Raw genomic sequence first — 13,122 nt, forward strand, 5'->3', positions numbered from 1 at the left:
CGCTCACCGAAGAAGCCCTCCCATACATAGAAACTAAAACCCCATCATTTCAATGCAGCCGAGCTTCAAAGCATCCGAGCACATCGCAACCACGCTTGGAGGTCTGCTCCATAAATCAGGCCCAGTCGTCAAGCGGGGGTGGGTTCATGCGTTACCGCTATATTAAATCTTCTTAAGCTCGTCTTTTAAACAGCCACCTTTTTTCTGGTTGTTTTGGGTGTGTTTTTGGGAAAGTTTAATATGGTTTAGAGTCGAAGTTTGGTTATAATGGCAAGTTCAACCTACAGTTACCCCAAACTTGCCTAAACCCCAAGGAAGTGAGCAGATGAACCTAAAACTCTACGCAATCAAAAACCCCAAACCACACCCCGAACGCATCCAACTCGTCGTAGTCGACCTCGACCAAAACAAACGCTACCCCCTCAACTTCGTCTGCGTCCTCCCCCGCTACTTCCGCATCCTAGAAAAACGCAGCAGCAAATTCGCCAAAATGTTCGGCGAAAAAAGCCTCCACATAGCAAAAAAACTGCTCGTGGACGCAGCACACCAAGAAGCAGACCCCGAAATTCAAACCGTGATAAGCCGACGCATAAAAGACATCGACTCAAAAACGGAATGCCCAAAACAACTCTAACCCACCATTTTTTAACAAAGTTTACAAAAAAAAAAGGTTACCTGTAAGAGAGCAGAAGCGAAAGCAAATACTCCTTCTCCACCAAGCCAAAACCGCCCTTTTTAGCTGATTCCTCATCGAAAACAGTAACACCGTCGGGTTTCAGGGAAGGCGCGGCTATGACGAAGGGCACGGGGTCACGGGAGTGAGTGCGGAGTTTTATGGGTGTGGGGTGGTCAGGCAAAATCGCGATTGCATAAGGCTCCTTCATTGCGCTCATAATTTTGCCTATCAGGCGGCTGTCGAGGTCTTCGATGGTTTTAACTTTGAGTTTGTAGTCGCCTACGTGGCCTGCTTCGTCGGGGGCTTCCACATGCACAAAAACCAAATCGTTGGTTTCCAATGCTTTTATGGCGGCGTCGGCTTTGCCCTCATAGTTGGTGTTGTAGAGCCCTGTTGCGCCTTCTACGTTTATGATTTCCATGCCTGCGTAGGCGCCGATGCCTTTGACGAGGTCAACAGCGGATATGACGGCGGATTTTACGCCGAATTTCTCTTTGAGTGTGGGCATGGTGGGTTTTTTGCCGCCGCCCCAAGGCCAAATCAGGTTGCCTGGGCGATGGGCGCTCATTTCGCGGGCGATGTTAACCGGGTGGTCTTTGAGGATTTCTCGGGAGCCTAAAATCATGTCGCGGAGGAGTTGGGCGGTTTTTTCTGCTTGCGGTGCCAATGCCTTTGGCAGAATCTCTGAGACTTGGACGCCTCTTGCGTCATGGGGCGGTGTGCATTTGATTAGTTCGGGTGTGGTAAAGTTTCTTAGGATTAAGAAGTGTCTGTAGTCGAGGCCTGAGTAGAATTCGATTTCGCCTGGCTTGTCATATTTTTTCTTCACTGCCGCGATTAACTCGGCGGCTTCTTCGGTGGTTATGTGGCCTGCGGAGTAGTCGGCTATGGCGCCGTTTTCTTCGGTTATGATGTTGCAGCGATAAGCGGTGTCGTTTGGACCCAGTTTTAAGCCTCGTGCGGGTACTTCAAGCGGGCCTCTGCCAGGGCAGAAACGAACGGGATCGTAGCTGAGTACGGAACATATGGCTACGTCTGAGCCTGGAGTGCATTGGTCGGGAACGTTTTTTATGAGTCCGCTTTGTCCTCTGGCGGCTATGGCGTCCATGTTGGGTTTGTGGGCGGCTTGGAGGGGGGTTTTGTTGCCTAATTCGGGGATGGGGTAGTCGGACATGCCGTCTCCGACGATGAGTATGTACTTCATGGATGGCACCGTTGTTTGTGGATGGTTAATGTGGGGCGTGTATTTATCTTCTTATTGCCAGAAAATGGGGGTTGGATGTTGGGTTGGCTTGGTTTTTGGTGGGGTTGGTTTAGGGTGAATCTGGATTTGTGTGAAGTAATCTTTTAATTGGGTTTTTGGTTTGTTTCTGTATAATTGTATTAAGTAATAATATACCCTAATCTGTAGGATAGCAGGCTTCGATGACACAAAGACAAGAAAACAACAACTTCAACCCAGTTATCATAGACGCCACCACAAAAGAACCCGTAGACAAAGACTGCCTACTCGAAATCCTAAAAGCCCACCACGTCGACACCGCCCCCGTGGAAAACCCCCAAATCCGCCTCGAAGATGTCCTGCCCACCCTGCGAAAAGCCAAAATCATCCTCCCCCAAGCATTCTACAAAGACCTAGCCGACAGATTAGGCATGCCCTTCATCGACTATCAGAAGGTAACTAAACTCTACCAAGAAGAAAAAAGAAGTAAACTCATAACCGTCATGCCTTACCCAGTTATAAGCAAATACAAAGTCATCCCCCTAGAAATCGAGGGGTGCTGCGTAGATTTAGCTGTCGACAACCCCTTAGACCGCCGCGTTCTACTCACCATCCAGTACCTTTTCCCCACCCGACAAATCAGCCTCCACGTCGTCTCAGCGAAATCCATGGAGTGGGCTATCGACAACATCTATCGGGAAATTCACAAAAAAACCGCCATGCTGGACCTCTTCAACCGTACACCTGACCAGTCAGCTTACAAGGTTTTGATGCCTAACCAAAAAACCTTCATCATAGCCGTCATCGCCGCCGTAGCGGTTGCAGCTATAATTAACTCTATGGTTACGTTTATGGTGCTCTTTGCAGCCATAAGCATCGGCTACTTCATCGTTAACCCCATCAAAATCTACATTTCACTGCGCGGATTCAAAGGCGGCAGAGCACCAACCAGAATCACAAAAGGGGAAATGGAGTGGACAAGAGACGAAGACCTACCAACTTACACCGTGCTCATCCCAGTTTTCCGCGAATCAGCCATGCTGGGACAGAACCTACGCAACATGTACAACATCAACTACCCCCGAGACAAACTCGACATCAAAGTTCTCATGGAAGAAAAAGACGAAGAAACCATAAACGAAGCAAAACGCCTCGGGTTGTTTGGGTGCCCAGAGAAAATGGTAGAAGGCATCCCCAAAGAGGAATACACCGAGTTCCTAAAACTCTTCGACCCCCTAATCATCCCCAAAGCGGACATCACAACCAAGCCCCGTGCCTGCAACTACGGCTTACTGCGAGCCAGAGGGGAACTCTGCGTCATCTACGACGCCGAAGACAAACCCGACCCAGATCAACTCAAAAAAGCCGCCATAGTCTTCCTGCGGTCACCTGAAGAAGTAGTCTGTTTACAGTCAAAGTTGAACTTCTACAACGCTGACGAAAACCTCCTAACTAAATGGTTTAGCATCGAATACGCAAACTGGTATGAATTCTACCTCCAAGGCTTGGACTGGATTGATGCACCCATACCTTTAGGTGGAACCAGCAATCACTTCCGCAAAAAAGGCCTCGACGAGTTAGGCCGCTGGGATCCCTACAACGTCACCGAAGACGCCGACTTAGGCATCAGACTATCGCGTAAGAAACTCAAAACCGAAATGATAGACAGCTACACCTACGAGGAAGCCACCCTGACCCCTAAATGCTGGGTCGTTCAGAGGTCACGATGGTACAAAGGGCACCTTCAAACCTACCTAGTACACATGCGAAACCCCAGAAAACTATACCGAGACTTGGGCGCAGCAAAATTCTGGAAGCTACAGTTAACGTTTGGAACAAGCGTGTTTATTCCAGTAATTAACCCTGTGTTGTGGGCTGTTTTAGGCGTAAGCCTCATCGCGCCGAACGCTTTAGGGTGGCTTATACCGCCTCTGCTGGCGCCGATTTGCCTCTTCAACCTCATAGTCGGCAACCTCTCATACCTCTCAATCTACGTCGTGGCCTGCATGAAACTCAAAAAATACCGCTACATCCCCTACGCATTATTGATGCCAGCGTACTGGGCACTGCTGAGTGTAGCTGCTTGGAGAGGGCTTATTCAACTCATAAAGAAGCCCTTCTACTGGGACAAAACCACCCATGGCGTCTCCAAAGTCGCCAGAGACAAATGCGTCACCTAAAGCTAATGCTTAGGCGCTATGGTGTGCCAAACTTTTCTTTTCACAAAAATAAACGAAGTTACCCCCGTAACAAGCGTCGTAGCTACCAGCAAAATGTTAGCCGCCGTCACCCACTCAGGCTCAAAAACCATCCCAACCAAAACCGCAACGGACACATACAACGAAAAAGCCCCCGTCACCCCTTGAGCTACAACGATGAAACGTTTAGCTCGGTCTGCTTTGCCTTTAAGCCAGTTTAAACTTGCTTCAACCCGCTTAGAAACATCAGGCAAATCATCCAGCAACAAGGCAAGTCCACCTAAAAGGAAAAACCGTCCGACATTTACTTCAGCGCTAGTGTTGTTTACAAAAAATAGCGCATGCAACGGAACAGGCGAAAACAGCACCACATAGATGGCGGCAAACACGATTACGAGAAAACCGTAAAAGTAGTGGTGAAAAAGGAATCTACCGGTATGGAGTTTTCTGCCCAACAGTGCGCTGGGAAAGATGTTGATGGCTGCAGCTGCGATGACAAACCAGAACACGTTGCCGTCCAACAAGTAAGGCGAGAAGGGTTTCCAGTCAGGAAAGTAGAAAAAGAAACCCGCAATGATGCCCACACAACACGCTATAGTCAGCAGTGCGTTGAAGACCAGAGAGATGCTGAACGTCTTTTTACAAATAACCCAAACGCGACCCATGCCGTTTCCCATCAAATTCGAAAAGAACAAAGCCACGACAAATTTGAATGTTATGCATCAACTAAAGCTTTGCACCAAACCGCCTCTTAGCAACCCACCTAACAACTGGCGTCATAACCTTAGTCTGCAAACCCCCTAACTCTTTCTTAACCATCCCAAGCTCCTGTGGAATCGCAATGTGCTGCGGGCACTTCTTAACGCAAACCCCGCAGTTCACGCACAAAGAGGCATCACAACGCTCTCCACCCAAAACACCCAGCAGCGAAACGATGTACATGCCTCTTGCGTAGAGTTTTTGGTCGAACATGTGGTACTGGTTGTAGGCGTTAAAGTTGGCGGGTATGTTTACACCGTTAGGGCAGGGCATACAGTAGAGGCAGCCAGTGCAGGGCACCCTCATGAGTTTTTTGTAGCTATCCACCACACCTTCGATGACTTCGAGGTCTTTTGTGGATAGCGAGTTAGGTAGGGCGGTTTGTGCGGTTTTGATGTTTTCTTGGATTTGGGCTTCGTCGTTCATGCCTGAGAGCACCACGGTGACTTCGGGGTGATTCCACACCCAACGCAGCGCCCACTCCGCAGCAGACCAACCATTTGGGGCGTTATCATACTTTTCCTGAACCGCCTTGGGCAGTTTACCCACCAGCGCCCCGCCTCTAAGCGGCTCCATAACCATAACAGCCAACCCCTTAGACGCCGCATAATGCAACCCCTCGGTTCCAGCCTGCATTTTCTGGTCTAAAATGTTGTATTGAATCTGACACATAGCCCAGTCGTTGGCGTCCACGATTTCTTTAAAGGTTCCAAGTGAACCATGAAACGAGAAACCCACTTTAACTATTCTGCCGTCGCTTTGGGCTTTCTGCAAAAAATCCAGCACATTAAAACCTAAAAGTTTCTTCCATGAAGCAGCTTCCAGTGAATGCAGTAAGTAGTAGTCTATGTGGTCAGTTTGCAGCTTAGAGAGCTGCCCGCTTAGCATCCGCTCCATGTCTTCGGGCTTGTTGAGCATGAAGGGGGAAAGTTTAGTCGCCACTTTGACCTTGTCGCGGTAGCCGTCCTGTAAGGCTTTACCCAGCACCCGCTCACTCTCCCCTGCATGGTATGGCGGGGCAGTGTCGAAGTAGTTAACGCCTTCGTCAATGGCGTAGCGTATCTGGCTGATTGCTCGTTGCTCATCGATTTTACCTACCTTTTGGGGCAGACGCATCAAGCCAAAGCCTAAAGCAGAGAGTTTGTCCCCGTTTTTTGGAACCGTTCGGTACTGCATAAATTTGGGTCCCCATGGATGTGGGTTGCACTAGGTGTGTTTAGCTACGGTTGCTTAAAAGCGTCGCTCACATAGACACAGACAGTATGTATGGGGCTTTGGTGGCGGTTTTATCAGAAAGGGTAAATAATCCAGCGGGTTGTATTGGTTTGGACGATGAGGTTATCGAGGTACGATGAAGCCGAAAGCGGGGTAAAAGAAGCTGGAGGCTAGTGAATACTTTTTCCGCAACTGAGTCCAATAATCCAAGGGTAATTAATCCCTTTGCAATTCATCTCGATTTTGAAATAGAATTCGCGACCTCGAAGCACCCTATTATAAAAAACATTCATTTTTCGCAAATTTTTAGATAAATCCGTTCACTTTCACTCACCCCTCACCTACTCCAGAATATCGAGTTAACTAACCGTTTAAAAGGCAAAAAGTCGATTCTCGTAGTTGCGTGAGTAGTGGGGGAGACAAATAATTGTGAAGAATCTAAACACCGAGTTAGCGAAAATCATTCTGCATGAGCTAAGCCGTCAACCTTTAAGCCGAACAGAACTTGAGAAGCACACGATACAAAAAGGCGGCATAACACATGCAATGTTTGAAAGTACGTTTAGCCATCTAGTCTACGGTGGCTATGTTGAGAAAAACTCGCCAAAGTACCGAGCTAAATATGTGATGACGGATAAAGGCACAACAATGTTAAAGGCTCTTGAGGAACCCAGGCATTAGACGGCGTTGCTGGTTTGCTTTGTGCTTTTTCTAAGTGAAAACACCAGAGCGAATGCTAACACCAAAACTGCGGCGCCTAATAGGATTAGGGCTATTTGTTCCCAGTCAAGACCAAAAAAAGCCCCGCTTTGGATGCTTGACTGTTGAGGCGTTGTTGTCGGTTCTGAAAGTGAATTTGATGGATTTGTAGTTGCTGACGGTGATGGTGAGTCAGGATACACTGAATTATCGTTGATGGTTATTGTTTGTATGCTACTCCAGTCACTTGTTTGACCCCTATAGATCATGTAATAATCGTTGTCGTGAAATGGGTTACGTGGCATTGGAACAAGCTCAGAGTAACCTATTGCCGCTTGGACTTGAAAATCTACTTGACCGCCTGTGGGCACTCCGTCCAAGTAATAATCATAGTAAAAGTCTTTATTTCCTCTAATTCCTGGATTTTCCTTCCAATCTAAACCAAAAACTATAGACGTATATTTGGAATTTGTGGCTCCAAAGTAAGCGGTTCTATTAGGCAAGTTATTCCATGAGTCGCTGTAATGTCCTTTCCAACGGACAGCGTAGGCTAAATTAATATAATGACCATTAGCATCAGTATAAGGAGTAAAAGGTTGGTTCATAATTATTACTTCTATAGATCTGTTAGAAACATGGTAGCCAGCTTGAGTCATTACGGTTTTATTTCCGGTATATGGATCTATTTTTGTAGTTGTGGTTGGCGGTACGTCATACGAATTGTCTACATACTTTAAAGTAAATTCTGGAATAGAGGGCTTGGTTATTTCTAAACTTGGGTTAACCATTATTAAACTTGATAAAGTCAAGATAACAGTGAGAATTAAGGCAACATGTTTGCGCATACTTAACCCAAACAATGTCCCCTGATAAAAAAGTTACTCAAAACGTTGGTTTTTTACTCTTACATAGGTATTTTGCTTGTTAAAAAAGCATTTTCTAAAAAGCCTTTTTAGTTCATGCTAAATAATTCAGCCCGTTCTTTTCATACCGAAAAATTTATGCTGAAAAAATAATGCCGAATTTTAAAGGGTGAATAATTAATATAGAATTTTTTATGCTGAAAAAACCGCAAAATTGTTTAAATTACAAAAATACTAGTGATTAGCTGATGATCAAAAATGTTAGAGAATAAATCAGAACCAAACAAAGGCTGGACCAGCGCTCAGCCTTTAAACAACGGGAATTGTCTTGGCGCATTCCCGTTTGAACGAAAGATTGGAACTTTAATCGATAAGGAGGCGAGCGTATGACAGACTTTACTGATCAAGTGTTCATAAAAATCGCAAGCAAAGACGCACCAGATTTTTATAACCCTAATGATCCCTGGGCACTGGTTAGAAAAATATGGGGATTCACTGATGGTAAATGGCTACCTCTTGGATTTCAAGACTACCTCAATAATCCAAATGTTGTCAGTTACTTAACATTTGCAAAACCAATCAACAGCCCTCCAACTCAGTATGTAAATTTAAACTTGTTTGAAATCACTACAGATGGTGAACCTCTTTTTGTAATCGATCGAGGCGTTACGATTCAGAAGGATATTACCGCTGGCGGATTCGTTGGGAGCAACCAAGGCGAGCTATGGCTAGGTAGTGGAAGAGCAAATCAACTCGACATACCAAAAATCATCCTTATGCATTCAGACGTGTCAATTCTCGATGGCCAGGGTTCAATAAACACATCTGCAGTGCCAACAGGCTATTCTGGCAGCGGAAGTTTCCCACCTAGTCAATCAGGCACATATTATCTCCGAACTGATGCAAACGAGCCATACCATAACAGAGTATTCAAGTTTGATGGAAGCAACTGGAATGATACTACACCAGATAATCCTGCGGCTAGCCAACTTTTCAGATCGACCAATGCAGTATTTGGTGAAGCAGCAGATACTATTTTCAAATCTTCATACGATGCACAAACAGGTTGGAGTTGGTCAAAAGTAGGCCCAGCTTCAGACTATGCTGGAAGATACTTTGATACGCTTTACCTAACCAAATTAGATGGCACGCCTGCCCATTTGGATCTGGGTAACTTGACTGTTGAGGGTCAATTGAAGTTGCAGTCCCAAAATAAGAAGATATTTGGGGTTGCTGCTGGCGACAATTACCCAACTGACAACAATGCCTACTTAATTCCGATTAACCCCCCAGATGGCGGTTTAGGCTTAGGAACAGCCACATACCCGTTCAAATGGGTTGATGCAACAACTGTATTCACAAACGAAGTCAACAGCCTCAACTATGGAGGCATAACCCTGTTCGATAAGCTAAAGTTCGGTGGACAAAACAACGACGTCTACCTAGACAGAGCAGGCACCGGCGTTTTGCAAGTCTACAACAGCACAGGCCAAGCGGGTACGTTTAACGCAAGCAACATCTTCGTTGATCACATCAACAGCCTCTCCGGAGGTGCCGTTACACTGTACAAGCCTTTGGGTTATCCTTTTACTGCAGGAGCAGCAATTTCCGCATACCGCATAGTCGCCATGAACGCAAACAACACCGTCGTAACCGCAAACCGCAGCAACGCAACAAAACAAATAGGCGTAGCAGTAGCAGACATCAACTCAGGACAACAAGGCGTCATAGCGTATTCTGGAACAGTTCAAGTAAGAGCAGGCATGAACCTAACCGCAGGCATGCATGTCACCACCGACGATCAAGGCAGAGCATACCAATACAGCGGACACAACCACACCATAACATCTCTGAACATACAAAACGCCAACATAGGCGCACACAACCACCAAGCAGGCACAAACCTACAAACAAGCACACAGGGCAACCATAGTCATGGATTCCCCGCTGGATACGCAGCAACCGATACTCAAGGAGCACACCAACATGGATTCCCCTCAGGTTCAGCGGCAACAGACACCGTGGGCAACCACAGCCACGGCTTCCCTTCAGGTTACGCTGCAACCGACTCACAAGGCAGCCATAGCCACGGCGCATCTTCAGGCAGCACAAATATCGCACACACCCACGGAATCACTATGGGCTCGACAAACACAGGTCCTGCAACTGCAGGTACAGCCCACACTCACAGCTATGCATACAGCACCTCGCCAACTCAATCCGCAGGCGGCTCCCACAATCACAGCATCTCAACTGATTCAGCGGGAAACCACAGTCACACCGTTGGCGGATCAACTGGATACACAGGAGACCACAGCCACTCGGTAGGAGGTTCAACTGGTTCAGCAGGTGGACATAGTCACAGTGTGGGTGGTTCAACTGGAAGCGCAGGTGACCATAGTCACTAAGTGGGTGGCTACACAGGCGACGTCTGGACCGGAAGTGGCGGAATCGGGCAGGGCAGTCACACGCACAGCTTAGACTCAGCGTCCACTGGCTCGGTGACGGATGAGCGACCAATTGGTGTAGTCATCGTAGGCGCCTCAACTGATCAGCTTGCAACAATTCTGCTGGGAGCATAGCAACCAAACTGGAGAAAACACTTAATGACCGACACAAAAATGGAACCTCCAACGGTAATGCAGCAAATCGGCATGCTTAACCTGCGCATTAACGACATGATGACTCAGCTTAACGCCGTCATGAAGACGATGATGGAAGAGAATACAGCGCTCAAAAAGGAAAACGCTGAATTGAAAGCTAAGCAGGAGAAGGCAAGCAAATCCTAAAATAAGAAACAAACAATTTCCTCCATTTCCTTTTTTGGAAATCAAAGAAAGATCAATCAAGTGAGAGCAAATCAATGTCTATAATTAAGAAGTATAAAAGTTACCTAAAAGAAAGAAACTATATCCCAAGGCTAACAGTTAAGGGATTAATCATCTATTGCACAAACAACTTAACAAATAGTCAAACCCAAAAGTTTGATTGGACAGATGCACTAGTTGATGCAGCAATCATTAGCGGACTAACCTTCTTTAGTGCTTTGGGCGGAGGCTCTGTTGCAGGACTTGAAGGGCTGTCTGCATTAAAAGCAGCAGCTATAGCTGCGTGTGCTCAATTCTTTATCTTTTTAGCTCTAAAGAGAGGAATAGTTCAACCAAAACAAGCCTCAGTTTAGCAGGGTATAGGAAGTTAAACCTAAAAAATTTAATCCTCTCCCTTAAGCAGACATAGTTTACGAAGAAGAAAAGAAAAATTTGTTCACATAAATTTCTCCTTGGGAGAGCAGTGTACCCACACGGGCTATTGTACCAGTTACAGGCAAAGCCAGATTGTTGACATTCACATAACTGAAGGTTTGGATAACATTTGCAGAGATAACTCAGTGACTGCCTCAACATACCATTGAACCATCTACTTGTAGAGGGATTCTTTGGCTTCTTCAGTTAAATCCTTCTCTTCCTCAACGAATTCGTCCAGAGACTCCAAAAGAATCTCCGCTTGCTCCTCAGTAAAACCATACTGAATGAGAGATTTTTTAAAGTATAATCTACGAGCTTGCTGCGCCTTCTCTGCCGCAGATAATTCCTTCTTAGCTTCAAGAAGAGGCTCATCTAAAGGCATAAAGACACCCAAATAAAATATGCCCAACTAACGATTTTAAGCTTACCCAACGCCACAAACTCAAGAATTAAATGCTACATGTGACTTTGCTTGGCATACTCGGCTAATCGTTGCCGCTGCCAACCCCGTTCCTCTACCAAACCAGCCTCTATGTTGCCTAAATGCGCGGCTGCGGCTTTGATGGCGTAGACGGCGGCTCCAACAGAATGCGTGGGAACATGAGCCGTGGCTACTGCTTGACCTGCGGAACGAGCGGCATAACACGCTGCAGAGTCTTCTGGAGCGCCTCGGGCGGCGGCGTGGGAGTCAAGGGAAGCCTTACGTATAGCCGCCATCTTGAAAACGCCTGTAGCAGCCCAAGTACGGCATGCCTCAATGGCTCTTTTGGGTCTATCGTCAGCGGGATATTTCTCTTCAAAAAAGGGAAGAACGTGTTCGGCGCAGTCTGCAGCCCACAAAGCTAATGTTTTCTGGTCTGCCCTGAAAGCCTGATGCCCCGTAAGCTCAGAAGAGGGCAGGTTAAGAACCTCGACAATCGTTTTTTTAACGTCAGAAACAAGGGCAGGTAGCTTTAATTTGTCAGGGCTGAAATCTGCTTTTTTCAATTCATCACACCTGAAAGTACCTCTGTCCGCCAATTAACATGTTGCTGTTCCAAGTCTGGAACGACTCGTTCCATGTGTAGAACTAAATCAGCGTCCAACCATCTCGTCATTGGTGAACTCACATGGGTAAATGGCAAGATAAATATGGAAATAAAATCCGCTTCTGCATCTTCATCGCAGTCGCGGTTTACCTCGCATACGGCATCTACTTCGCAGTTTACGGGCTGCAATTCAGCGTGCAGCTCTCTCAGGATCAATACGTTTATGGCTTGATTTCGAAGAATCCGCTGTGGTGGCAAATCGCCTACTACCTAAGCGAAGGCGTCACAGGCTCCATAGCCATCGTTCTACGTGCATTCGCCGCCTGTTTCGCCGCCTACGCAGCCTACTTGTACTGGCGCAAAGCTGACTCCGCAATGCCCGCCATCCGCAAAAACGCTTCCCGCGCACTGCTACTGGAAGCGGCATTCTTTTTGGCAATCATCCCGTCCATAATTGCGGCTTTCGCCTACAACTCAACCAGCGAGTACCTCTTCTACTTCGACCACACGCCTGAGTTGATTCTGCTGTTTGGCACGGCGATTCCCTGCTTGGCGATGGTGCTCACTGCAGCGCCGCTACTGCTTAAGCTAAGAGCAAAAATAAACGCCGATGCACCCACCCCAGAAATCGTCAAATGGGCCAGCTACACGGCTTTGGCCTACGTTTTGGTGGTGTTCTGGTTCAACTACTGCATGCTCTGGGCCGCTAACATGGTGCCCTACGACCGCGCCAACCAAGTGTTCGGACTGGAATTCCTGCTGCAACCCGTCAACTTTGTCAGCTTCGCGACCACCGCGTTTGGGTTACTCGCCGTCGGCATAGCCGCTTACGTGACGCTTCGACCCGCGCTTAAGGGGCAACACGAAAAAGTCAACCTCACCCACCTCGGCGCAGTCATCGCAGCCTTCGCAGCATACTTCATCTTCAACACCGTCTACTACATCGCCACAGGCGGCTACGAAGCGCACCCAAGCGTCTGGTACGAAGTCATAAGCCCAATGCACAACGCAAACCTCTGGACCATGGCACTACTCGTGGTGGGGGTACCGCTGATTTGGGTTGGTAGAAGAAGAAAAAATCATGTTGGGACATAAAAATAGAGAAGAGAGGGCAAGTTTAGGGCTTGCTTTCCTTGTTTTTTAGCTCCGAGTTTTCTTTCTTTAGTGCCTGATTCTCTTCGAGCACGGCTTTGAGGGTTGTGTTTAGTTGTGTCATG

14 protein-coding genes are annotated in these 13,122 nt (G+C 47.1%); 8 read left to right on the forward strand and 6 right to left on the reverse strand.

Annotated features, from left to right (window positions below):
- Positions 1 to 298 precede the first annotated feature (298 nt).
- On the forward strand, positions 299 to 634 hold the full coding sequence (locus NWE96_04195; protein MCW3983177.1) for a hypothetical protein: 336 nt from the start codon (positions 299 to 301) through the stop codon (positions 632 to 634).
- 37 nt (positions 635 to 671) lie between these two features.
- Here the strand turns inward: NWE96_04195 and NWE96_04200 are convergent, their stop codons facing one another.
- Entirely contained in the window at positions 672 to 1,880 is a 1,209-nt protein-coding gene (locus NWE96_04200; protein ID MCW3983178.1) for a cofactor-independent phosphoglycerate mutase, read from the reverse strand.
- Positions 1,881 to 2,101: 221 nt separating this feature from the next.
- Here NWE96_04200 and NWE96_04205 point away from each other — a divergent pair, with 221 nt between their 5' ends.
- Positions 2,102 to 4,078, forward strand: a complete 1,977-nt coding sequence (locus NWE96_04205) for a glycosyltransferase (GenBank protein ID MCW3983179.1) — start codon at positions 2,102 to 2,104, stop codon at positions 4,076 to 4,078.
- Between the two features lie 2 nt (positions 4,079 to 4,080).
- Here the strand turns inward: NWE96_04205 and NWE96_04210 are convergent, their stop codons facing one another.
- Together NWE96_04210 and NWE96_04215 are read right to left on the reverse strand one after the other, a co-directional pair.
- Positions 4,081 to 4,761 (reverse strand): hypothetical protein, encoded by a 681-nt coding sequence (locus tag NWE96_04210; protein ID MCW3983180.1) that lies wholly within the window; start codon positions 4,759 to 4,761, stop codon positions 4,081 to 4,083.
- Between the two features lie 61 nt (positions 4,762 to 4,822).
- The gene (locus NWE96_04215; GenBank protein ID MCW3983181.1) at positions 4,823 to 6,031 is read right to left on the reverse strand and encodes an aldo/keto reductase; all 1,209 of its coding nucleotides are present in this window, start codon (positions 6,029 to 6,031) and stop codon (positions 4,823 to 4,825) included.
- Between the two features lie 468 nt (positions 6,032 to 6,499).
- On the opposite strand from NWE96_04215, the gene NWE96_04220 reads away from it, so the two are divergent.
- A complete protein-coding gene (locus NWE96_04220) occupies positions 6,500 to 6,751 on the forward strand; it encodes a hypothetical protein (GenBank protein MCW3983182.1) in 252 nt (83 codons plus the stop codon).
- Here NWE96_04220 and NWE96_04225 read toward each other — a convergent pair.
- Positions 6,748 to 7,614, reverse strand: a complete 867-nt coding sequence (locus NWE96_04225; GenBank protein MCW3983183.1) for a hypothetical protein — start codon at positions 7,612 to 7,614, stop codon at positions 6,748 to 6,750. The two genes, NWE96_04220 and NWE96_04225, sit on opposite strands and share 4 nt — an antisense overlap.
- 404 nt (positions 7,615 to 8,018) lie before the next feature.
- Between NWE96_04225 and NWE96_04230 the strand changes: the two genes are divergently transcribed.
- The 4 genes from NWE96_04230 (at position 8,019) to NWE96_04245 (ending at position 10,813) form a co-directional block, all read left to right on the forward strand.
- On the forward strand, positions 8,019 to 10,040 hold the full coding sequence (locus tag NWE96_04230) for a DUF2190 family protein (protein MCW3983184.1): 2,022 nt from the start codon (positions 8,019 to 8,021) through the stop codon (positions 10,038 to 10,040).
- Complete coding sequence (locus NWE96_04235; GenBank protein ID MCW3983185.1) at positions 10,041 to 10,214, forward strand: hypothetical protein; 174 nt, start codon at positions 10,041 to 10,043, stop codon at positions 10,212 to 10,214.
- A gap of 24 nt (positions 10,215 to 10,238) precedes the next feature.
- Entirely contained in the window at positions 10,239 to 10,421 is a 183-nt protein-coding gene (locus NWE96_04240; GenBank protein ID MCW3983186.1) for a hypothetical protein, read from the forward strand.
- Between the two features lie 74 nt (positions 10,422 to 10,495).
- Positions 10,496 to 10,813, forward strand: a complete 318-nt coding sequence (locus NWE96_04245; protein ID MCW3983187.1) for a hypothetical protein — start codon at positions 10,496 to 10,498, stop codon at positions 10,811 to 10,813.
- A gap of 236 nt (positions 10,814 to 11,049) precedes the next feature.
- Here NWE96_04245 and NWE96_04250 read toward each other — a convergent pair whose 3' ends face one another.
- Together NWE96_04250 and NWE96_04255 are read right to left on the reverse strand one after the other, a co-directional pair.
- Positions 11,050 to 11,259 carry a hypothetical protein gene (locus NWE96_04250; protein ID MCW3983188.1) on the reverse strand — a complete coding sequence of 70 codons (210 nt, stop codon included), beginning with the start codon at positions 11,257 to 11,259 and terminating at the stop codon, positions 11,050 to 11,052.
- A 74-nt stretch (positions 11,260 to 11,333) separates the two neighbouring features.
- Positions 11,334 to 11,864 (reverse strand): hypothetical protein, encoded by a 531-nt coding sequence (locus tag NWE96_04255; GenBank protein ID MCW3983189.1) that lies wholly within the window; start codon positions 11,862 to 11,864, stop codon positions 11,334 to 11,336.
- A gap of 122 nt (positions 11,865 to 11,986) precedes the next feature.
- Between NWE96_04255 and NWE96_04260 the strand changes: the two genes are divergently transcribed.
- On the forward strand, positions 11,987 to 13,000 hold the full coding sequence (locus tag NWE96_04260; protein ID MCW3983190.1) for a hypothetical protein: 1,014 nt from the start codon (positions 11,987 to 11,989) through the stop codon (positions 12,998 to 13,000).
- The last annotated feature ends 122 nt before the right edge of the window (positions 13,001 to 13,122 follow it).

The organism is Candidatus Bathyarchaeota archaeon (genome assembly GCA_026014685.1).
Classification (GTDB): Archaea; Thermoproteota; Bathyarchaeia; order Bathyarchaeales; family Bathycorpusculaceae; genus Bathycorpusculum.

Excerpts from the sequence above, each read along its gene's own strand:
- NWE96_04215 (MCW3983181.1), bottom strand. The coding sequence starts at position 6,031 with ATGCAGTACCGAACGGTTCCAAAAAACGGGGACAAACTCTCTGCTTTA.
- NWE96_04205 (MCW3983179.1), top strand. The coding sequence starts at position 2,102 with ATGACACAAAGACAAGAAAACAACAACTTCAACCCAGTTATCATAGAC.
- NWE96_04200 (MCW3983178.1), bottom strand. The coding sequence starts at position 1,880 with ATGAAGTACATACTCATCGTCGGAGACGGCATGTCCGACTACCCCATC.
- NWE96_04210 (MCW3983180.1), bottom strand. The coding sequence starts at position 4,761 with ATGGGTCGCGTTTGGGTTATTTGTAAAAAGACGTTCAGCATCTCTCTG.
- NWE96_04250 (MCW3983188.1), bottom strand. The coding sequence starts at position 11,259 with ATGCCTTTAGATGAGCCTCTTCTTGAAGCTAAGAAGGAATTATCTGCG.
- NWE96_04245 (MCW3983187.1), top strand. The coding sequence starts at position 10,496 with ATGTCTATAATTAAGAAGTATAAAAGTTACCTAAAAGAAAGAAACTAT.
- NWE96_04260 (MCW3983190.1), top strand. The coding sequence starts at position 11,987 with ATGGGTAAATGGCAAGATAAATATGGAAATAAAATCCGCTTCTGCATC.
- NWE96_04240 (MCW3983186.1), top strand. The coding sequence starts at position 10,239 with ATGACCGACACAAAAATGGAACCTCCAACGGTAATGCAGCAAATCGGC.
- NWE96_04225 (MCW3983183.1), bottom strand. The coding sequence starts at position 7,614 with ATGCGCAAACATGTTGCCTTAATTCTCACTGTTATCTTGACTTTATCA.
- NWE96_04230 (MCW3983184.1), top strand. The coding sequence starts at position 8,019 with ATGACAGACTTTACTGATCAAGTGTTCATAAAAATCGCAAGCAAAGAC.